The 21,896-nt window shown below is 67.3% G+C and carries 19 protein-coding genes; 13 read left to right on the forward strand and 6 right to left on the reverse strand.

Features of this window, described 5'->3' with window-relative positions; all coding sequences use genetic code 11:
• Positions 1–115: 115 nt before the first annotated feature.
• Positions 116–1,210 carry a D-alanine--D-alanine ligase gene (ddlA, locus tag O0J15_RS13615; RefSeq protein WP_308305811.1) on the reverse strand — a complete coding sequence of 365 codons (1,095 nt, stop codon included), beginning with the start codon at positions 1,208–1,210 and terminating at the stop codon, positions 116–118.
• Positions 1,211–1,591: 381 nt separating this feature from the next.
• On the opposite strand from ddlA, the gene O0J15_RS13620 reads away from it, so the two are divergent.
• The 4 genes from O0J15_RS13620 to O0J15_RS13635 all read left to right on the forward strand — a co-directional run bounded on the left by O0J15_RS13620 (position 1,592) and on the right by O0J15_RS13635 (position 5,362).
• On the forward strand, positions 1,592–2,227 hold the full coding sequence (locus O0J15_RS13620) for an SCP2 domain-containing protein (RefSeq protein WP_021203737.1): 636 nt from the start codon (positions 1,592–1,594) through the stop codon (positions 2,225–2,227).
• Entirely contained in the window at positions 2,224–3,879 is a 1,656-nt protein-coding gene (gene ubiB, locus O0J15_RS13625) for a ubiquinone biosynthesis regulatory protein kinase UbiB (protein WP_058979718.1), read from the forward strand. Before O0J15_RS13620 ends, ubiB begins: the two co-directional genes overlap by 4 nt.
• Before the next feature lie 5 nt (positions 3,880–3,884).
• Entirely contained in the window at positions 3,885–4,463 is a 579-nt protein-coding gene (locus O0J15_RS13630) for an O-methyltransferase (protein ID WP_019661889.1), read from the forward strand.
• Positions 4,464–4,618: 155 nt separating this feature from the next.
• Positions 4,619–5,362: a pseudouridine synthase gene (locus O0J15_RS13635; protein WP_207049543.1), complete on the forward strand. Its 744-nt coding sequence runs from the start codon at positions 4,619–4,621 to the stop codon at positions 5,360–5,362.
• Positions 5,363–5,432: 70 nt separating this feature from the next.
• Here O0J15_RS13635 and O0J15_RS13640 read toward each other — a convergent pair whose 3' ends face one another.
• Entirely contained in the window at positions 5,433–5,960 is a 528-nt protein-coding gene (locus tag O0J15_RS13640; RefSeq protein ID WP_019661887.1) for a DUF2059 domain-containing protein, read from the reverse strand.
• A gap of 133 nt (positions 5,961–6,093) precedes the next feature.
• Here O0J15_RS13640 and arfB point away from each other — a divergent pair, with 133 nt between their 5' ends.
• The 3 genes from arfB (at position 6,094) to dcp (ending at position 9,400) form a co-directional block, all read left to right on the forward strand.
• Positions 6,094–6,525: an alternative ribosome rescue aminoacyl-tRNA hydrolase ArfB gene (gene arfB, locus O0J15_RS13645; RefSeq protein ID WP_005420755.1), complete on the forward strand. Its 432-nt coding sequence runs from the start codon at positions 6,094–6,096 to the stop codon at positions 6,523–6,525.
• A gap of 4 nt (positions 6,526–6,529) precedes the next feature.
• Entirely contained in the window at positions 6,530–7,132 is a 603-nt protein-coding gene (locus O0J15_RS13650) for a lysophospholipid acyltransferase family protein (protein WP_010487088.1), read from the forward strand.
• Positions 7,133–7,243: 111 nt separating this feature from the next.
• Positions 7,244–9,400, forward strand: a complete 2,157-nt coding sequence (gene dcp / locus O0J15_RS13655; protein WP_019661886.1) for a peptidyl-dipeptidase Dcp — start codon at positions 7,244–7,246, stop codon at positions 9,398–9,400.
• A 117-nt stretch (positions 9,401–9,517) separates the two neighbouring features.
• Here dcp and O0J15_RS13660 read toward each other — a convergent pair whose 3' ends face one another.
• A complete protein-coding gene (locus O0J15_RS13660) occupies positions 9,518–9,964 on the reverse strand; it encodes a 3-dehydroquinate dehydratase (RefSeq protein WP_004153636.1) in 447 nt (148 codons plus the stop codon).
• Between the two features lie 3 nt (positions 9,965–9,967).
• Complete coding sequence (locus tag O0J15_RS13665) at positions 9,968–10,369, reverse strand: hypothetical protein (RefSeq protein ID WP_021203742.1); 402 nt, start codon at positions 10,367–10,369, stop codon at positions 9,968–9,970.
• Between the two features lie 257 nt (positions 10,370–10,626).
• Between O0J15_RS13665 and lepB the strand changes: the two genes are divergently transcribed.
• Positions 10,627–11,253 carry a signal peptidase I gene (gene lepB, locus O0J15_RS13670; RefSeq protein ID WP_171953257.1) on the forward strand — a complete coding sequence of 209 codons (627 nt, stop codon included), beginning with the start codon at positions 10,627–10,629 and terminating at the stop codon, positions 11,251–11,253.
• A 124-nt stretch (positions 11,254–11,377) separates the two neighbouring features.
• Positions 11,378–12,634, forward strand: a complete 1,257-nt coding sequence (locus O0J15_RS13675; protein WP_188250590.1) for an MFS transporter — start codon at positions 11,378–11,380, stop codon at positions 12,632–12,634.
• 128 nt (positions 12,635–12,762) lie between these two features.
• Here O0J15_RS13675 and O0J15_RS13680 read toward each other — a convergent pair whose 3' ends face one another.
• On the reverse strand, positions 12,763–13,680 hold the full coding sequence (locus tag O0J15_RS13680) for a LysR family transcriptional regulator (RefSeq protein WP_019661882.1): 918 nt from the start codon (positions 13,678–13,680) through the stop codon (positions 12,763–12,765).
• Positions 13,681–13,975: 295 nt separating this feature from the next.
• On the reverse strand, positions 13,976–14,944 hold the full coding sequence (locus O0J15_RS13685; protein WP_019661881.1) for a LysR family transcriptional regulator: 969 nt from the start codon (positions 14,942–14,944) through the stop codon (positions 13,976–13,978).
• A gap of 110 nt (positions 14,945–15,054) precedes the next feature.
• Between O0J15_RS13685 and aceB the strand changes: the two genes are divergently transcribed.
• The 4 genes from aceB (at position 15,055) to O0J15_RS13705 (ending at position 21,894) form a co-directional block, all read left to right on the forward strand.
• Positions 15,055–16,677, forward strand: a complete 1,623-nt coding sequence (gene aceB / locus O0J15_RS13690; protein ID WP_021203746.1) for a malate synthase A — start codon at positions 15,055–15,057, stop codon at positions 16,675–16,677.
• A 64-nt stretch (positions 16,678–16,741) separates the two neighbouring features.
• Entirely contained in the window at positions 16,742–18,043 is a 1,302-nt protein-coding gene (aceA, locus tag O0J15_RS13695; protein ID WP_019661879.1) for an isocitrate lyase, read from the forward strand.
• Between the two features lie 304 nt (positions 18,044–18,347).
• The gene (locus O0J15_RS13700) at positions 18,348–19,388 is read left to right on the forward strand and encodes a diguanylate cyclase (RefSeq protein WP_019661878.1); all 1,041 of its coding nucleotides are present in this window, start codon (positions 18,348–18,350) and stop codon (positions 19,386–19,388) included.
• Positions 19,389–19,401: 13 nt separating this feature from the next.
• Positions 19,402–21,894: a putative peptide modification system cyclase gene (locus O0J15_RS13705; RefSeq protein WP_308305812.1), complete on the forward strand. Its 2,493-nt coding sequence runs from the start codon at positions 19,402–19,404 to the stop codon at positions 21,892–21,894.
• Positions 21,895–21,896 lie beyond the last annotated feature (2 nt).

Here is a 21,896-nt window from a genome sequence, read left to right on the forward strand (position 1 = left end):
GGGGCCCCCACGCCCCTTTGTAGAGTCGAGCGTGCTCGACTGCTTCTCGTGAGTCGAGCATGGCTCGACTCTACAGAGGATCATCGAGCATGGCTCGACGCTACACACAGCGCCGCTACACAGCGCTCTGCAGTCCGCGATCGGCCTCGTGGCGCTCCAGCGCCAGTTCGATCAGGCGCGTGATCAGCGTGGTGTAGTCCACGCCGCTGGCGCCCCATAGCTTCGGGTACATGCTGATGCGGGTGAAGCCCGGCAGCGTGTTGACCTCGTTGATGACGATCCCGCCCGCTGCGGTGAGGAATACATCCACGCGCGCCATGCCCGCGCACTCCAGCGCCCGGTAGGCCTGAAGCGCGATCTGCTGGATACGCGCCTGCGTTGCGCCATCAATGTCTGCCGGCACCACCACGTCGGCGCCATCGTCGTTGATGTACTTGGTGTCGTAGGCGTAGAACTCGTCGTGTACCACTACCTCGCCGCACAGGCTGGCCTGCGGATGCGCATTGCCCAGCACCGCGCACTCGATCTCGCGGCCGACCACCGCCGATTCCACCAGCACCTTGTGGTCGTAGCGCAGCGCCAATGCCAGCGCCTCGGCGAAGCCCGCTGCATCCTTGACCTTGCTCACCCCCACTGACGAACCCTGGTTGGCCGGCTTCACGAACAACGGCAGGCCGAGCTGCGCGATCACCGCATCGACATCGACTGCCGCCGCCTGATGGCGACGGATGCACAGCCACGGTGCCACCTGCAGCCCGGCGTCGCGCAGCAGGCGCTTGGTCACGTCCTTGTCCATCGCCACCGCCGAACCCAGTACCGGTGAACCGACGAAGGGCAGGTTGGCCATGCGCAGCAGCCCCTGCAGCGCACCGTCCTCGCCCAGCGGCCCGTGCACGATCGGCAGCACCACATCGATCTGGCCGAGCGCTCTGGCCGCATCGCACGGCTGCAGCTGCGCCTGCTCGGCGCCCGGGCGCACCGCCAGCGACGTACCGGACCGATGCAGGGCGATGCGCGACGGATCATCGGCATTGATCAGGAAGGTATCGGGTTGGCTCAGATGCCACTGACCCTGCTTGTCGATACCGACCAGCACCGGCTCGAAGCGCTCGCGATCAAGCGCATCGAGGATGTTCTTCGCCGACTGCAGGGAAACTTCGTGCTCGGATGACTTGCCACCGAAGATGATGCCGACCCGGGTCCGTGCCATGGGGAATGCGATGTCCTGTGCGTTGCGTGGCCTCATAGCATGAACCTTCATCGGCCCACCGCGTGAGGCACAGATGAACCAGAAATCCATCCACGCATGGCGTGGATCTACCGTGTCGACCAAGGTCGACACCCACCAACAGCAACACAGAACGCCGTCCCGACAGATCGCAGCAAGCTGTCGAAGGCGGGGTGGGTCCGGTTGCGGGGGCGTGAGCGCCATGGATGGCGCGACCGAGCTTACATGGACGTACTTGCAGCGTCCCCCGCAACCGGACCCACCCCGCCATCCCACGGATAGCCAGCTTTTGATGTTGATCTTGCCGGCCAGCGGCCGGCACTACCGGCCCAAGCCCCCCACCCACGCAGGTAGAATGCGCCTATGGCTCCTTCCCTGCTCAAGTCCCTCAAGCCGGTCGCTGGCCGCGCCCTGCAGATCGCCCTGAACCGCGCCCTGGCGCTGGATCCGGATACCCGCCATGCCCTGGCCAGCCTCGACGGCCGCCACATCGACCTGACCCTGGAAGCGCCGTCGCTGGCGATGCGCATCAGCGTCGACGGCGACCAGCTGCGGGTCGGCCCGGTGGACGCGCAGGAAGCCGACCTGGCCGTGCGCAGCAGCCTGGCCGGCGTGCTGGCGCAGCTGCCGCTGCTGGCCAACGCGCGGCGCGGTGACAGCAACGGCAAGGGTCGCGTGCGCGTGGCCGGCGATGCCGAACTGGCGCGACGCCTGCAGCAGCTGGCCAAGGGCTTCGACCCGGACTGGCAGCAGCCCTTCGTCAGCGTATTCGGCGAGGTACTGGGCGTGCAGGTTGCCAACACCCTGCGCAACGGCCTGCAGCACGCGCGCCAGGGCGCGATCGATCTGGCCCACAGCGCCGCCGAGTTCATCACCGAGGAATCGCGCGATGTGGTGCCGCGTGCCGAGCTGGATGCCTTCCACGATGACGTGGACGTGCTGCGCGACGACGTCGAGCGTCTGGGTGCACGCGTGCAGCGCCTGCGGGGTGCCGCATGAAGGCCGTGCTGCGGGCCAGCCGCATCGGCCGGGTGATCCTGCGTTACCGCCTCGACGACCTGCTGCAGGGCACACCGGCCGAGCGCTGGTTGCGCCTGGCCAAGCCGTTCGTGCCGCGGGCCTCGGCCGACATCGCCGCACAGTCGCGCGGTGCACGCCTGCGCCTGGCGCTGCAGGACCTCGGCCCGATCTTCGTCAAGTTCGGCCAGATCCTGTCCACCCGCCGCGACCTGGTGCCACCGGACGTGGCCAATGAACTGACCCTGCTGCAGGACCGGGTCAAGCCGTTCGATGGCGAGACCGCGCGCCGCATCGTCGAGGACGCGCTCGGCCTGCCGGTCAGTGCGGCCTTCGCCAGCTTCGACACCGAACCGCTGGCCTCGGCCTCGATCGCGCAGGTGCACGCGGCGACGCTGGCCGATGGCCGCCAGGTGGTGGTCAAGGTACTTCGCCCGGGCATCGAGAAGCAGATCGACGCCGACATCGCCCTGCTCAATTCGCTGGCCGCGCTGGTCGAGCGCACCCACCCGCGCGCCGACAAAATCCGGCCGCGCGAAGTGGTGGCCGAGGTCGAGAACACCCTGGCCGCCGAGCTGGACCTGCAGCGCGAAGGCGCCAATGCCAGCGTGCTGCGCCGCTTCTGGGAAAACAGCGACGACCTGTACGTGCCGGAAGTGATCTGGAGCCATACGGCCGAGCGCGCACTGACCCTGGAGCGCGTGTGGGGCATTCCGTCCGACGACATCGCCGCGCTGGACAAGGCCGGCATCGACCGCAAGGCGCTGGCCGCCAAGGGCGTGCGGGTGTTCTACACCCAGGTGTTCCGCGACAACTTCTTCCATGCCGATGCGCATGCCGGCAACATCTGGGTCGACACCGATCCGGCGCGTCGCGCCAACCCGCGCTTCATCGCGCTGGACTTCGGCATCATGGGCCAGCTCTCGCAGGAAGATCAGTACTACCTGGCCGAGAACTTCATGGCCATCTTCAACCGTGACTACCGCCGCATTGCCGAACTGCACGTGCAGGCGCGCTGGATGCCGGACCACGTACGCATCGACGATCTGGAAGCGGCGGTGCGATCGGTCTGCGAACCTTACTTCACCCGGCCGCTGTCGCAGATCTCGCTGGCCGAAGTGCTGATGAAGCTGTTCCGCGTGGCGCAGCGTTACCAGCTGACCCTGCAGCCCCAGCTGATCCTGCTGCAGAAGACCCTGCTGAACATCGAAGGCGTCGGCCGCCAGCTGGACCCGCAGATCGACATCTGGGCGGTGGCCAAGCCGGTGCTGGCGAAGATCCTGCGCGAGCGCTACAGCCCGCGCCGGGTGGTACGCGAGATCGGCAAGCGCCTGCCGGAAATCATGACCCATGCCCCGGACATGCCACGTCTGGTACACGCCTGGCTGACCCAGCAGGTGGAAGGCCGCCATGAACTGTCGATGCGCTCGCGCGACCTGGCCGCTCTGGACGCCAGCGTGCAGCGCCTGCAGAAGCGCGCGGTGGGGGCGATCACTGGCGTGGGCCTGCTGGCCATTGCCGCGCTCATGTACGTGCTGCAGCCGCCGGGCTGGTACTGGGGCGACCTGCCAATGTGGAGCTGGTTGTCCGGTGCGCTGGGCGCAGTGGCGCTGGCGCGCGCGTGGTGGAAGTAGGTCCCATGCTGCAAGCGCTCAAGGACGAACTGGCACGCTTCGGCGCCGACAACGACGCCCGCGAGAGCGCGCGTGGCCGCCGCATGCTCAACATCACGCCGGACACGGGTGAATTCCTGTCCGTGCTGGTCCGCTTCGGCGCCGCGCGCAGGGTGCTGGAGATCGGCACCTCCAACGGCTATTCGACGCTGTGGCTGGCCGAGGCTGCCGCCGCCATCGACGGCCACGTGATCACGCTGGAATACGCACAGGACAAGGCGGCGATGGCGCGTGACACCTTCGCGCGCAGTGGCCTGGCCGATCGCATCACGCTGGTTCACGACGATGCAGGGCCGTGGCTGGCACAGGCCGTCGATGCCAGCATTGACCTGCTGTTCCTCGATTCGGACCGCGGGCAGTACGCCGGCTGGTGGCCGCAGCTGCGCCGCGTGCTGCGGCCGGGGGGCCTGCTGGTGGTGGACAACGCCACCTCGCATGCGCAGGAAATGGAACCGCTGCGCGTGCTGCTGGACGCTGATCCGGACTTCAGCGTCAGCCTGGTGCCGGTTGGCAACGGCGAGCTGTTGGCCGTACGCAGCGCCTGACTGCAGCGTTGCCCGCGCCTGATCCGGCAGGGCCGGCCGCGCCTGATCTGGTAGTGCCGGCCGCTGGCCGGCAACCCCAGCAGCCAGACGACCCTGAGGCAGCCGGCCAGCGGCCGGCTCTACCCCATTCAGTGCCCAGCCCCGATAATCCCGCGGTGAGCACCGAACCCGATACCCTCGCCGCGGTCGAGACCGATACCGCGCCCCTGCAGTTGCTGCACCTGGATGAGCGCCTGGCCGTGGTCAACAAGCCTGCCGGGCTGATGGTCCACGACAGCAAGCTGGCCCGTGGCGAAGACGACTTCCTGGCCGACCGCCTGCGCGAGCAGCTGGGGCGGCCGATCTTCCTCGTGCACCGCCTGGACCGGGCCACCAGTGGCTGCCTGCTGCTGGCCTTCGACCGCGAGACCGCCAGCGCGCTGGGCAAGGCGTTGATGGGCGGCGAAGTGTTGAAGGACTACCTGACGGTCTGCCGGGGATGGCCGGCGGAACTGTCCTGGCGGGTGGACCATGATCTGGATGGCGGCCCGGGCAAGCCGGTGAAGAAGCCGGCGATCACCGACTTCCAGCGCCTGGCGACGGGCGAGCTGTCGGTGCCGGTCGGTGAGTTCACCCGTTCGCGTTATGCACTGCTGCGCTGCCAGCCACAGACGGGGCGCTTCCGGCAGATCCGCCGGCACCTAAAGCACCTCTCGCACCACATGATTGGCGACACCAGCCATGGCGATGGCCGCCACAACCGCATCTTCCGCATGCAGGGCGTGCACCGCATGCTGCTGCACGCCGAGCGCCTGCGCTTCCCGCATCCGGACGGTAGCACGGTGGATGTGCGTGCGCCGCTGGACGGCGGGTTCCAGAAGGCGCTGGACCTGTTTGGCTGGCAGGTGGACGACGCCTGATGCTGCTGCCGTAAGCCGAGCGTGGGCTCGGCTCTACAGCCAGCGGCCGGGCGTGGCCCGGCGCACCCCGTTATTTCTTTTCCGGCTCGTTGACGATGGCTTCCAGATCCTTCTGCAGATCCGCGAACAGCGGCTGCATGCGCGCCTGGATGGCCACCATCACGTTCTGCATCAGCGCCGGGGTCTTGTCCAGCAGGCTCTGGCCGGCCGAACTCTCGTAGAACTCGGCCATCGCCAGCACGTCCTCCTTGCTGAACGTCTTCTTGTACAGGTCCACGTACATCGGCCGCAGCTGCTGCCACGACAGGGCCTGGCGCAGCGTCTGGCTGGTGCGTGCCTGGATCCGCTTCAGCTGTTCCTGCTGCTGGGCATTGAGCTGGCGCTGTGCGGCCACCTGCTGGAACTGCTGCTGCTGCATCGCCTCGATCTGCGGCAGCATGGTGTCGATCATGCTCTGCGCACGCGAGGCCGACAGCAGGCGGTTGATGTCGCCATCGGTCGGTGGCGCGGCCAGGGCCGGAACGCTGGCCACGGCCAGCGCCAGCAGCAGGGCGGCGCGGCGCAGCAGGGACGGCAGGGCGGGTGTGGTGCGGGTCATGCGGGCTTCCTGCGGTACATGGGACGGCCAGCATACCCGCAGCCAAGGCGAAGGCGGCGTGTTCGGTACCTGATCGGCGGCATACGGCGCGCGATGCCGCACTCCGGCACGTGGCTACCGCTACAATGCGCGGATGGGCAGTGGACCGGTCACCATCAGCGCGCAGCTTGAAATCCCCGACGGCGAGATCGTCGAGCGGTTCGTGCGTGCCAGCGGTGCCGGTGGCCAGAACGTCAACAAGGTCTCCACCGCGGTGGAACTACGTTTCGACGTGGCCAACTCGCCTTCGTTGCCCGAACCGTTGCGCGCACGCCTGCTGGCGCGGCGTGACCGGCGCATGACCGGCGAAGGCGTGCTGGTCATCGATGCGCAACGTTTCCGGACCCAGGATCGCAATCGCGAGGATGCGCGCGAGCGGCTGGCGGCCTTCATCCAGGCCGGGCTGAGCGTGCCCAAGCCGCGCAAGGCCACCAAGCCGACCCTCGGGTCGAAACTGCGTCGTCTGGACGCCAAACGCGGGCGCGCGCAGATCAAGCGCGGGCGCTCATCACGTGACTGGGAGTGATTGCTTGAACAACCCGACTTCGTTGCTGCCGGCCGTGCCGCCGCAGATGCCGCAGGTCAAACCCAACGCCTTCCTGCGCTGGCTGGCGCGCTGCACCCTGCGCATGGGCGGCTGGAAGGTGACCGGCACCCTGCCTGACATCCCCAGGCTGGTCTTCATCATCGCCCCGCATTCGTCCAACTGGGATGGGCTGTGGGGCATGGCGGCCAAGATCGCGCTGGGCATGAAGGTGAAGGTACTGGGCAAGGCGTCGCTGTTCTGGTGGCCGCTGGGCCCGCTGCTGCACAGGCTGGGCGTGATCCCGCTCGATCGCAGCTCGCCGCAGGGCACCGTCGGACAGGCCGTGGACCTGCTGCGCAACAACGAGAAGATGTGGTTCGCCATCACCCCCGAGGGCACCCGCAAGGCGGTGAAGGACTGGAAGGCCGGTTTCCTGAAGATCGCCCGGATGGCTGACGTGCCGATCCTTGCCGCGTACTTCCACTACCCGGAAAAGACCATCGGTATCGGCCCGCTGTTCACGCCCAGTGGTGATGACGCTGCCGACATGGCCGCGATCCGCGAGTTCTACCGGCCCTGGATCGGCAAGACCCGCGGTACGGTCTGAGCCTGCCGCAGGCCGCTGCATAGACGCCACGTCCGGCACATGCCGGGCGAGCGCGACAGGAGTAGGGTGGAGGGCTGGTATCCCGTACCGTCTGCCCAAGGAGTGTTTTACATGTCGCGTACCGTAGTCCTGGCCGCCGCCATCAGCCTGGCGTTGGCGGCCTGTTCCGGCAAGGAGTCCACCCCCGTGTCCGATGCCCAGAAGACCCCGGCCCAGCAGCCGGCCGAAGCCTCCACCAACCCTCTGCTGAGTGCGAGCACGCTGCCGTTCCAGGCGCCGCCGTTCGACAAGATCAAGGACAGCGACTACCTGCCGGCGTTCGAAGAGGGGATGCGCCAGCACCTGGCCGACGTGCGCAAGATCGCCGACAGCAGCGAGCCGGCCACCTTCGACAACACCATCGTGGCGATGGAGCGCAGCGGCGAGACGCTGAACCGCGTCTCGCGCATCTTCTTCGGCCTGGTCCAGGCCGATACCAACGATGCACGACAGAAGATCCAAGAAGAAGTGGCGCCAAAGCTGGCTGCGCACCAGGACGAGATCAATCTCGATCCGAAGCTGTTCGCGCGCGTGAAGTCGATCTATGACCAGCGCGACACGCTGGAATTGGATCCGGTGCAGAAGCGCTTGGTCGAGCACTACTACGACGGCCTGGTGCGCGCCGGTGCGCAGCTGTCCGACGCTGACAAGGCGACCCTGCGCAAGCTCAACGTGGAAGAGACCACCCTCTCCACCCAGTTCCATACCCGCCTGGTGGCCGCCACCGCCGCTGCGGCCGTCGTCGTCGACGACAAGGCCAAGCTGGCCGGCCTGGACGAGGATGCGATCAACAACGCCGCGGCCGCCGCCAAGGAACGCAAGCTGGACGGCAAGTTCCTGCTGCCGCTGCAGAACACCACCCAGCAGCCGGTGCTCGGCTCGCTGAGCGATCGCGACCAGCGCGCCGCCGTGCTGAAGGCCTCGGAGACCCGCGCCGAGCGCGGTGATGCCAACGACACCCGGCAGACCGTGCAGCGCCTGGCCCAGCTGCGTGCGCAGAAGGCCAAGCTGCTCGGCTTCGAGACCTTCGCCGACTACCAGCTGGGCGACCAGATGGCCAAGACCCCGGCTGCGGCACTCAAGCTGCTGACCGACACCGTGCCGGCCGCCACCGCCAAGGCGCGCGCCGAAGCCGGCGAGATCCAGAAGGTGATCGACGCGCAGAAGGGTGGTTTCCAGGTCGCCGCTTCGGACTGGGACTTCTACGCCGAGCAGGTGCGCAAGGCCAAGTACGATCTGGACGAATCGCAGATCAAGCCGTACTTCGAACTGGACAATGTGCTGCAGAACGGCGTCTTCTACGCCGCCACCCAGCTGTACGGCATCACCTTCAAGCCGCGTACCGACATTCCGACCTACAACCCGGACATGAAGGTGTACGAAGTGTTCGACAAGGACGGCACCTCGCTGGCGCTGTTCTACACCGACTACTTCAAGCGTGACAGCAAGTCCGGCGGCGCCTGGATGGACGTGTTCGTCGAACAGGACGGCCTGACCGGTGCCAAGCCGGTGGTCTACAACGTCTGCAACTTCACCAAGCCGGCCGCCGGCCAGCCTGCGCTGATCAGCTTCGACGACGTCACCACCATGTTCCATGAGTTCGGCCATGCGCTGCACGGCATGTTCTCGAACGTGAAGTACCCGTCGATTGCCGGCACCGCCACCTCGCGTGATTTCGTCGAGTTCCCGTCGCAGTTCAACGAGCACTGGGCGCTGGATCCGAAGGTGTTCGCCAACTACGCCAAGCACTACAAGACCGGCGAGGCGATGCCGCAGGAACTGGTCGACAAGATCCTCAAGGCGCGCAGCTTCAACCAGGGCTATGCGACCACCGAGTACCTGTCTGCCGCGCTGCTGGACCTGGCCTGGCACACCCAGAAGGCCGACGCGCCGCTGCAGGATGTCGGCGCCTTTGAAGCCAGCGCGCTGAAGAAGTTCAAGGTCGACCTGCCGCAGGTGCCGCCGCGCTACCGCACCACCTACTTCGACCACATCTGGGGTGGCGGTTACTCGGCCGGCTACTACGCCTACTTCTGGGCCGAAGTGCTCGACCATGACGCCTACCAGTGGTTCACCGAGCACGGTGGCCTGACGGCGGCCAACGGCCAGGAGTTCCGCGACAAGATCCTCTCGCGCGGCAACAGCGTGGAGCTGTCGACCCTGTACCGCGATTTCCGCGGCAAGGACCCGTCGGTGGAACCTTTGCTGAAGTTCCGCGGGCTGAAGTAAGAAATCGAAAACGGCGGGGGAAACCCCGCCGTTTTTCTTTGTGTAGAGCCGAGCCCATGCTCGGCTGGCTTTTTCTGGAGACGCAGCCGAGCATGGGCTCGGCTCTACACAAGCGGATCACGTCCCCACGTGCACCCGGTTGGCCTGCTCGGCCAACCCGAGGTGATCGAGCGCGATATCCAACGCCAGCACATAGCTCTGCGCGCCATAGCCGGCGGCGATGCCCAAGCGCTGGCCGACACCGGCCGGCAGGCAGGGCTCGGCCACCGCGCCGTCGTCGTGGACCTCCACGTAGGCATTGTGCAGGTAGGGCAGCAGGCGCTGCAGGCGCAGGCTGTTGGCGCACGCACCCGGGTCAAGCAGTGTCACTTCGCCACGGCTGTGATCGGCCACGCGCAGCGCATCCAGCAGTTCCTGCTCCGAACCGCAGGCACGGATCGCCACGCTGGTGCCGGCATCGATCGCGCGATGCACCAGCGACTTCAGGACCGGCGCCGGCAGTGGCATTGCCGTGCGGATCAAGGCGCCGGCGGCTTCCGGGCCGCGGATGATGAAGATCGACATGGCTCAGCCCTCCTGCGCCAGGCGACGGCCGACGATGGCCAGCGACAGCGGATAGCCGGCCTGCTGGCTGCGCTGGTCGACCACTACCGCGGCGGGGCCGTGCTGCAGGCGCAGCCGCGCATCCAGGCCGGGCTCGCTGGGCGACTGCAGCTCGATGTACTGCGCCGGCAGCCGTTCCAGCGCCGCCTGCAGTGCGCCACCCTCGGCCTGCCATTGCGCCTCGTCGGCCACGCCGACATCCAGCAGCACCCAGTCGGCCGAACGCGCCTGCGGCTGGCACAGGCACTGGCGCACTTCGGACAGGCTGGCGCAGTCGCTGCACAGCACGCGATGGCCGGCCAACTGTGCCGGCAGTTGGGGACGCGGTGCCGACGAAGAGGCGTGGCGGATCACCAGGAGGGTCATACAACACCTTGCGGAATGCGCCCTGCGGCGCGGTGGGCACACGATGCACGTGCTGGCCGTAAAGGTGCGATGCCCGTGGCCGGGTGCGCGCGTAAAACCTGCGTAACCCTTCCTGTAGAGCCGAGCCTGCGCTCGGCTGGCGTGCACCGACACTCGAAGAGCAGCCGAGCGCGGGCTCGGCTCTACAACAAGCCGGCGCGGGAACCTCTCCCGCCCGAGTGTGGTCTGATGCAGCGACCACCCACCCGGAGCCTGTCATGGATGCTGTTGCCCGTCCTCCCCTTCCCGAACGCGCGCTGCTCTGGCTGAAGAAGGAAGCATTGCCGCTGCTGGTGATGCTCGGCCTGCTCGCCGCCGCCCGCGATACCCTGGCCAACCACTACGTGGTGCCCAGTGGCTCGATGCAGCCAACCCTGCAGCCCGGCGACCGGGTAGTGGTGGACATGCGTGCCTATGGCCTGCGCCTGCCGTTTACCGGCAGGGAACTGATGTCCACCGGCGTTCCGCAGCGTGGTGAAGTGGCGGTGTTCGATTCACCGGCCGACGGCACCCGGCTGATCAAGCGCGTGGCGGCGGTGGCCGGTGACCATGTGCAGCTGCACGAAGGGCACCTGAGCATCAACGGCCAGCCGCTGCAGACCGCCGACCTGCAGGACGTGGAAGCCTTCGGCGAGCGCCGAGCCCGCCTCGATCTGGGTATGGGGGGCGGTCCTGACATCGCTGACCTGGTGGTGCCGGCGGGCAAGGTGCTGGTGCTGGGTGACCACCGTGGCAACAGCTTCGACGGCCGCTTCTTCGGTTTCGTCGATGCAGACAAGGTCTACGGCCGGGCGGTGGCTGTGTATTACCGCCGCGGTGACGGTTTCGAGTGGCAACGCCTGTAAGCTGAATTGATACTTCCTATATATCAATCCTGATCTATCAGGTTATGGATCGACTGGATCGACGGGCCTAGTCTGAGGCCCGTTCCCTCCCACGCCCGGCCGTCCCCACCGGCCCTTCGATTCCATGACTGGCGAAACTGCGGCGGCCGTTGAAGGCCGTCCCTCCACTCTCGATACCGGCACCGACACCCGCATCCAGCAGGGCACCCCGGCCTTCCGCCGCACCGCGTTGGCACTGTTCCTGGCCGGCTTCTCCACCTTCGGCCTGCTGTACACCGTGCAGCCGCTGCTGCCCGAGTTCAGCCGCCACTTCGGCGTGTCGGCCGCAGGCAGCGCGATGTCGTTGTCGCTGACCACCGGCACGCTGGCGGTGGCGATGCTGTTGGCCGGCCTGCTGTCCGATGCGGTCGGCCGTCGCCCGTTGATGATCGTTGCGCTGTTGGCGTCGGCCATGCTGTCGCTGAGCACGGCGCTGGTGGACGACTGGACCACGTTGCTGGTGCTGCGCACCCTGCTTGGCCTGGCGCTGAGCGGCGTGCCGGCAGTGGCGATGACCTACCTGGTCGAGGAAATGGACAGCCGCGCGCTGGGCCTGGCGATGGGCCTGTACATCGGCGGCAACGCCATCGGTGGCATGAGCGGGCGCCTGCTGGCCGGCATCATCGCCGATCACTGGGGCTGGCGCTGGGGCATCGGCGTGGTCTCGATCATCGCCATCGCCAGTACCGTGCTGCTGTGGCTGCAGCTGCCGCCGTCGCGCCATTTCCATCCCCGCCGCGATGGCCTGCGCGAGTTGCCGTCGCGCTGGCGCCTGCTGTTCGCCGACCCGGGCCTGCCGTGGCTGTTCGCCACCTCGTTCGTGCTGATGGGCGTGTTCGTCACCCTCTACAACTACCTGGGCTATCACCTGCTGGCGCCGCCGTACCACCTCAGCCAGACCGTGGTCGGGCTGATCTTCAGCGTGTACCTGGTGGGCACCTTCAGTTCGGCGTGGATGGGCCAGCAGGCTACGCGGTACGGGCGCGGCCGCATCCTGTCGATCTCGTTCGCGCTGATCGGCGCCGGCATCGCGCTGCTGGCGATGCCGTGGCTGAGCACGATGGCACTGGGCATCGCGCTGGTCACGTTCGGCTTCTTCGGTGGCCACTCGGTGGCCAGCAGCTGGGTCGGCAGCCGTGCCGGTACGATGCGCGCGGAAGCGTCGGCGCTGTACCTGTTCGCCTACTACCTGGGCTCCAGCGTGCTGGGCGGGGTCGGCGGCCTGGCCTACGCGGCCTGGGACTGGTGGGGCGTGTGTGCGTTCGCCGCGGTGCTGACCCTGATCGGTGGTGGCATCGTCTGGGCGCTGCAGCACCGCGCCCCGCAGCCGGTGACCGCGTGACCCAACGCACGGTAGTGCCGGCCGCTGGCCGGCAACCACGGTGTAGCGGCTTTGCCGAGGTAGAGTCGACTGTCAGTCGACTGCTCTTCCATCAGATCGCGAAAACCCGCGCTGCGCGCGATAGTCGACTAACAGTCGACTCTACCGGCGAACGCCCCGCGCAGCAGCCCGGCGAAGTTTCGGATCAGCGGCGTCACCCGTTCGCGATGCCACGCCAGCTGCACTTCCGAATGCGCGCCAGCATCGGCCAACGCCACGAAGCGCGATCCTTCCACCCGGATGTGATCGCACGACGACGGCAGGATCGCCGCACCCAGGCCCGCAGCGGCCAGGCTGATCAACGTCGATGCTTCACCGGCTTCCTGCACGATGCGCGGCGTGAAGCCCGCCGCCGCACACAACGCGATCATGTGGTCGTGGATGCCCGCGCCCGCGCTGCGCCGGAATGCCACGAACGGCTCCTGCGCGAAGTCGCGCAACGACACCGTGCCCTGCTTCGACAGCCTGCGCAGGGCAGGGTGGTCGGCATGCACGATCAGCGCCAGCGGATCGACGAACAGGCTGTGTGCCACCAGTTCCGGCGGCAACGCACGCTTGCGGATGATGCCCACGTCCAGTGAACCATCGAGCAGCGCGTCGATCTGCTGCAGCGTATTCATCTCGCTCAGCTGTAGCCGCACCTGCGGATACTGCTGGCGGTAATGCAGGATCGAACGCGGGATCTGTGGCGACAGCGGCGTGGCCCGGGTCAGGCCGATATGCAGTTCACCCTGCTCGCCGCGCTGCGCACGCTGCACCTCGTCCACCGCGGTTTCCACCTGCTGCACGATTGCGCGCGCGCGTTCCTGCAGCAGCTCCCCAGCAGGCGTCAGCTGCACGCGGCGATGGCTTCGCACGAACAGGCGCGCGCCGATCAGTTCCTCCAGCTGCCGGATCTGCTGGCTGAGCGGCGGCTGTGACATGCCCAGGCGCTCGGCCGCCTGGCCGAAGTGCAGCGTATCGGCAACAGCGAGGAAGTAGCGCAGGTGGCGCAGTTCGATGGACATGGGGCCAGTTTATTCATCGTCAGCCGGAAATGAATCAGAGATGGGATCCGATCCCGTGCCGACCAACGGTCGGCACCCACCAACAGCAGCTGGCACCAACAGCAGCGACCAACTGTCGAAGGCGGGGTGGGTCCGGTTGCGGGGGTGTGAGCGGCATGGATGCCGCGTCCAAGCCCCCATGGACGGGTTTACAGCGTCCCCCGCAACCGGACTCACCCCGCCATCCCACGGATAGCCGGCTTTTGCTGTTGCTTCGGCTTCGGCGGGTGCAGGGCGCAGCCCTGCCGAACACCCCTCACCGCTCCGAATGCCCGCTCTGGTCGTAATCGCGCGGACTGAACAACTCCGGCTGGATCAGCTCGATGAACGCCCGCGCCTGCGCCGACAGTGCCTTGCCGCGGCGCACGATCACCCCGTAACTGCGCTCGGGGAACCAGCGCTTCATCGACCGCGCCGCCAGCCGCTCGCGGTCGGCTTCGTGCAGGCACAGCGCCGGCACGATGGAAATGCCCATGCCCATCGCCACGTACTGCTTGATCACTTCCCATCCACCCACTTCCAGCGCCACGGTGTAGGCAATGCGGTGGCGCTGGAATACCTGGTCGACCAGGCGGTAGGTGATCTGCCGCTTCGGCGGCAGTACCAGCGGATAGCGCGCGATGTCGGCCAGCTCCAGCTCGCCGCCGCTGGCCAGCGGATGGTCGTGCGGCGCGATCAGCACCTGTTCGAAGCGGTAGGCCGGGGCGTAGGTCAGGTCGGCCGGTACATCGGTCATCGAACCGATGGCCAGGTCGGCGGCATCCTCGCGCAGCAGGTCGGTGCCGTCAGCGCTGATCGCGTTGTGCAGGGTCAGGCGCACATCCGGATGGTGCAGGCGGAAGCGTTCGACGATCTTCGGCAGCAGGTACAGGATGGTCGAGCTGTTGGCGGCGATGTTCAGCTCGCCCGCGTCCAGGCCGCGTACCTTGTCGCGGAAGCGCGCCTCCAGCCCGTCCAAGCTCTCCACCAGCGGCTGCGCCATCTCGTACAGCAGTTGGCCCTCGCGGCTGGGCACCAGGCGCCGCCCGCTGCGTTCGAACAATGGCACCCCCAGCTCCCGTTCCAGGGCCTGCAACTGCAGGCTGATCGCCGGCTGGCTGACGAAAAGTGCCTCAGCCGCCCGTGAGACCGAGCCCAGGCGCACCGTCTGGCAGAACGCACGCAACGGCTTCAGTCGGTCGGATTTGTAGGAAAAACGCGGACTTGGCGGGGTGCGTGTACTCATCGTGTCACGAGTATTAGCACAACTTATGTAGAACATTGCAAAAACTGTTTTGCCAAATACTCAGGCCCGGCGGCACCGTGGAGCCGTACCCCCACCGCTGGAGTCGCCTCATGTCCGCCGTCGCTTCCGCTGTTCCCACCCCCGCCGCGAAGGCTACCCCCGGCATCGCCCTGGCGACCCGCGTGGCCGGCCAGGACACCCTGCTGCCGGCGCCGCTGCTGGCCCTGCTGGTGTCGCTGCACCGTGCGGTGGAACCGGGCCGGCAGGCGAGGCTGCAGGCCCGCCGTGAACGCCAGGCATTCTTCGACCAGGGCGGCCTGCCGGACTTCCGCGAGGACACCGCCGCCATCCGCAGCGGCGACTGGCGCGTAGCCCCGCTGCCGGCCGCGTTGCAGGACCGCCGCGTCGAGATTACCGGCCCGACCGACCCGAAGATGGTCATCAACGCGCTGAACTCCGGCGCCAAGGTGTTCATGGCCGACTTCGAGGATTCGACCTCGCCGACCTGGCGCAACCTGCTGGCCGGCCAGCAGTCGCTGGCGGCGGCGGTGCGCGGCGATCTGGAATACACCGCCCCCAATGGCAAGCACTACACGCTGCGCCCGTACGACGAGCAGGCGGTGCTGATCGTGCGCCCGCGTGGCTGGCACCTGGATGAAAAGCACGTGCGCATCGACGGCCAGTTCCTTGCCGGTGGCCTGTTCGACGCAGCGGTGTTCGCCTTCCACAACGCCCGCACCCTGCAGGCGAAGGATCGTGGCCCGTACTTTTACCTGCCCAAGCTGCAGAGCATGGAAGAGGCGGCGCTGTGGGAGACCGCGCTCTCGCATATCGAGGGCATGCTCGGCCTGCCGCACGGCCAGATCAAGGTGACCGTGCTGATCGAAACGCTGCCGGCGGTGTTCGAGATGGACGAGATCCTGCACGCGCTGCGTGATCGCATCGTCGGCCTGAACTGCGGGCGCTGGGACTACATCTTCTCGTACCTGAAGACCTTCCGCCGCCACGCCGACCGCGTGCTGCCCGAGCGCGGCCAGGTGACCATGACCCAGCCGTTCCTGAAGGCCTATTCGGAACTGCTGATCCAGACCTGCCACCGCCGCGGTGCGCATGCGATGGGTGGCATGGCCGCGCAGATCCCGATCAACAACGATGCCGCCGCCAACGAACAGGCGATGGCCCGGGTGCGCGCCGACAAGCTGCGCGAAGTCACCGCCGGCCATGACGGCACCTGGGTTGCGCACCCGGCGCTGATTCCGGTGGCGATGGCGATCTTCGACGAACACATGCCCGGTGCGAACCAGCACAGCGTGCTGCGCCAGGATGTGCGCGTCGGCCGCGACGAACTGATCGCACGGCCGCCGGGCACCGTCACCCGCGCCGGCTTCGAGGGCAACGTGGAAGTCTGCGTGCGCTATCTGGCGGCGTGGCTGGATGGCAACGGCTGCGTGCCGATCCATCACCTGATGGAGGACGCGGCCACCGCCGAGATCAGCCGCAGCCAGCTGTGGCAGTGGCTGCATACGCCGGGCCAGCAGCTGGACGATGGCACTGCGATCGATCTGGCGCTGCTGGATTCCACCCTCTCGCAGCTGCCGGCACGGCTGGGCGATACCGCCGTACTGCCCGGTGGTGCGCGCATCGGCGAGGCCATCGCCCTGCTCGGCGAACTGAGCCGCAGTGACGAACTGACCGATTTCCTGACCCTGCCGGCCTACGCGCGCATCGATTGACCGACTGCCGGCCCTCCTGCCGTTTCACTCCCCGCTGCACGCACTAACCGAACTGGAGAAAGACATGAGCAAGCTGCCCACTGCCGAACAGATCCAGCACGACTGGGACACCAACCCGCGCTGGGAAGGCATCCAGCGCAACTACAGCGCCGCCGACGTGGTGCGCCTGCGCGGCACCGTCCACATCGAGCATTCGCTGGCCCGCCTGGGTGCAGAGAAGCTGTGGGCGTCGCTGCATGAGCGCGAGTTCGTCAACGCGCTGGGTGCATTGACCGGCAACCAGGCCATGCAGCAGGTCAAGGCGGGCCTGAAGGCGATCTACCTGTCCGGTTGGCAGGTGGCGGCCGACGCCAACCTGGCTGGGCAGATGTATCCGGACCAGTCGCTGTACCCGGCCGATTCGGTGCCGGCGGTGGTCAAGCGCATCAACAACACCCTGCTGCGTGCCGATCAGCTGCATCATGCCGAAGGCAAGGACGACATCGACTTCCTGCAGCCGATCGTGGCCGATGCCGAGGCCGGTTTTGGCGGCGTGCTCAACGCCTTCGAACTGATGAAGGCGATGATCGAGGCCGGTGCGGCCGGCGTGCACTTCGAAGACCAGCTGGCCTCGGTGAAGAAGTGCGGGCACATGGGCGGCAAGGTGCTGGTGCCGACCCGCGAGGCCATCGAGAAGCTCAACGCCGCGCGCCTGGCTGCCGACGTGCTGGGCGTGCCGACCCTGCTGGTGGCGCGCACCGATGCCGAAGCGGCTGATCTGTTGACCAGCGACATCGACGGCAACGACAAGCCGTTCACCACCGGCGAGCGCACCGTGGAAGGCTTCTACAAGACCCGCAATGGCCTGGACCAGGCGATCAGCCGCGGCCTGGCCTACGCGCCCTATGCCGATCTGGTGTGGTGCGAGACCGGCAAGCCGGACCTGGAGTTCGCCCGCAAGTTCGCCGAGGCGATCCACGCGAAGTTCCCGGGCAAGCTGCTGGCCTACAACTGCTCGCCCAGCTTCAACTGGAAGAAGAACCTGGACGACGCCACCATTGCCAAGTTCCAGCGCGAACTGGGTAGCTACGGCTACAAGTTCCAGTTCATCACCCTGGCCGGTTTCCACGCGCTGAACTACGGCATGTTCAACCTGGCCCACGGCTATGCACGCCGCCAGATGAGCGCCTTCGTGGAGCTGCAGGAAGCCGAGTTCGAAGCGGCCGAGCGCGGTTTCACGGCGGTCAAGCACCAGCGTGAAGTCGGTACCGGCTACTTCGATGCGGTGACCCAGGCGATCCAGCAGGGGCAGTCGTCGACCACCGCGCTGACCGGCTCCACCGAGGAAGAGCAGTTCCATGGCGGGCGCAGCGAACGCGCGGCGTGATGCGGTAGTGCCGGCCGGTCGGGGGACCTGCCGGCGTTGTTGTATCGGTGCAAAGGCGCGGCGGCCGGCAGGCAGCGTCAATCAGGCGCACCCCCTTGGCCGCAACTTGGCCGAAATCCTGTGAAACCCGGCATCGGATTGATCCAGCAGGGGTTTTGCCCGGACATGGGTGACCAGAACGGGCCACCACCGATCTTCACATCACACAAGAGCGCCCTGAGGCTCAAAATGAGATAGGGCGCACACTTTAAAGCGGTGCTATGCTCCGCGGCTCACCAGGGGACGCTGGCGGCGGGTGCAGGGAATGACCGGCAGGGGTGCGGCCGAGAACAGTGATATGACGACAGGTATCGCCCGGGTGGCGATGGCCGAGATCGTGCATGCGCTGTTGTCGGATGCCGAGGTGGCATTGTTTGCCAGATTCGCCCGCCCATGCAAGCTTCATGCCGGACAGTGGCTGTTCCAGCGGGGCCACCGCGGCGAGCGCATGTATGTGATCCTCGACGGCCAGATCGAACTGGACTTCGGCGAGGACCTGGTGATCAAGACACTCGGGCAGTATGAGTTCTTCGGCGAACTGGGCCTGCTGGTTGGCGACCACCTGCGCAGCGCCAGCGCGCGCGCGCTGGTCGATTGCGATGTCCTGGAGCTGGGGCCGGCCGATTTCCACCGCTTGGTCGAATCCGATCCCGGGCTGGTGGCGTACTTCCTGCGTCGCACGATCATGCGCGTGCTGACCAACGAACAGGCCCTGATCAGCCAGCTGCGGCGCCGCAACCACGATCTGGAAACCGCGCTGGACAACCTGTACATCACCACTCATCAGCTGACCCATACCCGCGAGCTGGTGCGCACCGATGAACTGACCGGGCTGCACAACCGCCGTGGCCTCACGTTGTACCTGCAGGAGTGCCGCGAGCGTGCCGAGGGGCTGCCGCAGGCGTTGCTGCTGATCGATTGTGACCGCTTCAAGCAGATCAACGACCGCCACGGCCACCAGGCCGGCGACCGCGTGCTGCAGAGCATGGGCAACATCCTGCGCTCGATGGCCGGCGAGCATGACCTGGCCTGCCGCCTTGGCGGTGATGAGTTCTGCCTCATCCTGCGCCGCGGCAACCACGAGATCGTGCAGCACGCGGCCGAGTTCATCCTCAGCGCGGTGCATGGCCTGCTCGAACGCAGCCCCGGTACGCCGCATGTCAGCCTGGTCAGCATCGGTGCGTGCCTGCTGGCGCCGGAGGCAGGCTGGAGCGAGTGGTACGCGCGCGCGGATCGCGCGCTGTACCAGGCCAAGCGCGATGGCGGCAACTGCCTGCGCTGGGCGAATGATCCGGACGGCCAATAGGGAGACGCAGGCGATGGACGGCGACAACGGAACGTCAGCCCCGCATAGCCCACAGCTACGCGCCCTGCTGTTCACCGATCTGTGTGATTCGCTGCAACTGGTCGAGCGGATCGGCGATGTGGCGGCCGCCAGCCTGTTCCAGGAACACGACCGCCTGGTGCTGGTCCTGCAGCAGCGCTGGAACGGCCAGCTGATCGATCGCTCCGACGGCCTGTTCATGCTGTTCGAGCGGGCCATCGATGCTTTGGGCTTCGCCCTGGACTACCAGCGCGAACTGCACGCGCTGGGCCAGCAGCGGGCGATCGAACTGCGCGCGCGTGCAGGCCTGCATGTGGGTGACGTGCTGACCTGGGAGAACAGTGCCGAGGCGGTCCGGGCCGGCGCCAAGTCGATGGAAGTGGAAGGCCTGGCCAAGCCGATGGCAGCGCGCCTGATGACGCTGGCCCGCCCTGGCCAGATCCTGTTGTCGGCGGTGGCCGAATCGCTGACCCGTCGCGCCACCGGCGCGCTGGGGGAACGGGGTGCGCGCCTGCTGTGGAAGTCGCACGGCCGTTGGCGCTTCAAGGGAATGCCGGTGGTGCAGGAAGTAATCGAAGTGGGTGAGATCGGTTCAGCGCCGTTGCGCATGCCACGCGCCACTGCCAAGGCACGCCGTGACCTGCCGCTGTGGCGGCAGCCGCTGGTGCTGGCCGCCGAGGGCCTGGTGCTGACGGTGGCCGTGCTGGGCGGCTGGTTGCTGCTGCGGTCGGAACCGGCGATCGCGTTCGCCGAGCGGGACTGGGTGGTGCTTGGCGATGTCGACAACCTCACCGGCGACCCGATTTTCGACGACTCGATGCGGCACGCGATCCGGATCGCGCTGGAGCAGTCGCGCTACGTGAACGTGCTGTCGGAGGGCAAGATCCGCGAAAGCCTGGAAATGGCGCGGCTCTCGGGCGATACCCGGCTCAGCCGCGATACCGCGGCCAACGTGGCGGTGCGGGAGGGCGCGCGCGCCGTGCTGCTGCCGACGGTGCGGCAGAAGATCGGTGGCTACGAGCTGGCCATTGATGTCGCCGCACCCGGCACCGGCCAGGTGATCCAGACGTTCACCGCCACCACGGATCGATCCGACCAGATGGTATTCGCGGTGGACGACGTGGTCGGGCGCCTGCGTCGCGGACTGGGCGAATCGGTGGCGAGCCTGGAACAGTCGTTGCCGCTGCCGCGGGCATCGACCCAGGACCTTCGCGCACTGCGAGCGTTCGCGCTGGCCGAGAATGCACTGGGCCAGCGTCGCTTCGAGGAGGCGCGCAACCTCTATCAGGCTGCAATCGATATTGATCCCGGTTTCGCCCTGGCCTACATGGGCGTGGCCAAACTGCATGCGCGCGTCGATGAAGGGCGGCGCGCACGCGAAGCCATGCAGCACGCGCTGGACCTGCAGGATCGGTTGCCGCCACGCGAGCGCCTGTACCTGAAGGCCTGGATGGCCGAACTGGAGCCTGGTGGCTGGGCGCTGGAGCGCTGGCGCACGCTGGCCAAGGTCTACCCGGATTCGTTCGCCGGGCTGTCCAACACGTCCTGGTACCTGCTGCAGGCCAACCAGTTCAGCGAGGCCGAACCCTACGCGCGTGCGGCTGCGGTGCCGCAGGATCCGCTGCGCCTGTATCCGCTGATCCACCTGGTGCGGATACAGATCGCCGCCAACCAACCGCAGCTTGCGGCCGAGACACTGGCCCAGGCACAGGTCCTGCGCGGTCGTGATGATGCCGATGAGACCGGCGTGGACGTGCTGGTCGCGCAGGGTAAGTACGCCAAGGCCGCCCAACTGCTGCCGCAGATCCGTGCCAACGATGCCCTGCAGCAGCGCATGAAGCTGCGTGCGCAGCTGCTGCTGGCGGCCACGCAGCGCGATTGCGCGGCCATGCAGCAGGCGGTACGCGACGACGCGTCGGCGCCGGCGCTGGTCGACTTCCAGGTGCAGCAGCGGCTGCAGCACGCCAGCGTGGCAGCTCTGTGCCCGAGCGCGGACCGCGCCGAGTTGCAGGCCATCGCTGCGTTGCTGCATCCGTTGCTGGAGCAGCGCGATGATCCCATGCTGCATGCCCGCGGCCTGCAATGGCTGGCTCTGGTCCATCTGGCCCAGCGACAGGGCCAGTTCGAGCTGGCCAAACGCTGGCTGGACGAGCAGCGGCCGCTGCTGCGCAGCCTGCGCAGTCCGGTCGCCGATCGCTGGATGCGCATTGTCAGCGCCGTGGATGAACTGCAGATGCAGCGGCCCGAAGCTGCCCGCGCCCTGATCGAGCCAATGCTCGATGGCAGCGAGCCGGTGCAGGCACACGTCGTGCTGCTGCTCGCGCTGCGCGCACAGGGCAATGAAGCTGCCGTACGCCGCGAGCAGGCCTGGCTGTCCCAGCATCGCGGCCAGGCCATTGCCGAGGTCACCGCCATGCAGGTCTGGCAACCACTGAATGTGCACGACGTGTCCACGTGGGCATCGCCGGCCGCGGCCGGCGCGCCCTGATG

The sequence above is a fragment of the Stenotrophomonas sp. Sm10 genome (assembly GCF_030985515.1).
GTDB classification, from domain to species: domain Bacteria; phylum Pseudomonadota; class Gammaproteobacteria; order Xanthomonadales; family Xanthomonadaceae; genus Stenotrophomonas; species Stenotrophomonas hibiscicola.

Bases quoted from the DNA above. Each gene is read 5' to 3' on its own strand.
- ddlA (WP_308305811.1), bottom strand. From the start codon at position 1,210: ATGGCACGGACCCGGGTCGGCATCATCTTCGGTGGCAAGTCATCCGAG.
- O0J15_RS13620 (WP_021203737.1), top strand. From the start codon at position 1,592: ATGGCTCCTTCCCTGCTCAAGTCCCTCAAGCCGGTCGCTGGCCGCGCC.
- ubiB (WP_058979718.1), top strand. From the start codon at position 2,224: ATGAAGGCCGTGCTGCGGGCCAGCCGCATCGGCCGGGTGATCCTGCGT.
- O0J15_RS13630 (WP_019661889.1), top strand. From the start codon at position 3,885: ATGCTGCAAGCGCTCAAGGACGAACTGGCACGCTTCGGCGCCGACAAC.
- O0J15_RS13640 (WP_019661887.1), bottom strand. From the start codon at position 5,960: ATGACCCGCACCACACCCGCCCTGCCGTCCCTGCTGCGCCGCGCCGCC.
- arfB (WP_005420755.1), top strand. From the start codon at position 6,094: ATGGGCAGTGGACCGGTCACCATCAGCGCGCAGCTTGAAATCCCCGAC.
- dcp (WP_019661886.1), top strand. From the start codon at position 7,244: ATGTCGCGTACCGTAGTCCTGGCCGCCGCCATCAGCCTGGCGTTGGCG.
- O0J15_RS13660 (WP_004153636.1), bottom strand. From the start codon at position 9,964: ATGTCGATCTTCATCATCCGCGGCCCGGAAGCCGCCGGCGCCTTGATC.
- O0J15_RS13665 (WP_021203742.1), bottom strand. From the start codon at position 10,369: ATGACCCTCCTGGTGATCCGCCACGCCTCTTCGTCGGCACCGCGTCCC.
- lepB (WP_171953257.1), top strand. From the start codon at position 10,627: ATGGATGCTGTTGCCCGTCCTCCCCTTCCCGAACGCGCGCTGCTCTGG.
- O0J15_RS13675 (WP_188250590.1), top strand. From the start codon at position 11,378: ATGACTGGCGAAACTGCGGCGGCCGTTGAAGGCCGTCCCTCCACTCTC.
- O0J15_RS13680 (WP_019661882.1), bottom strand. From the start codon at position 13,680: ATGTCCATCGAACTGCGCCACCTGCGCTACTTCCTCGCTGTTGCCGAT.
- O0J15_RS13685 (WP_019661881.1), bottom strand. From the start codon at position 14,944: ATGAGTACACGCACCCCGCCAAGTCCGCGTTTTTCCTACAAATCCGAC.
- aceB (WP_021203746.1), top strand. From the start codon at position 15,055: ATGTCCGCCGTCGCTTCCGCTGTTCCCACCCCCGCCGCGAAGGCTACC.
- aceA (WP_019661879.1), top strand. From the start codon at position 16,742: ATGAGCAAGCTGCCCACTGCCGAACAGATCCAGCACGACTGGGACACC.
- O0J15_RS13700 (WP_019661878.1), top strand. From the start codon at position 18,348: ATGACCGGCAGGGGTGCGGCCGAGAACAGTGATATGACGACAGGTATC.
- O0J15_RS13705 (WP_308305812.1), top strand. From the start codon at position 19,402: ATGGACGGCGACAACGGAACGTCAGCCCCGCATAGCCCACAGCTACGC.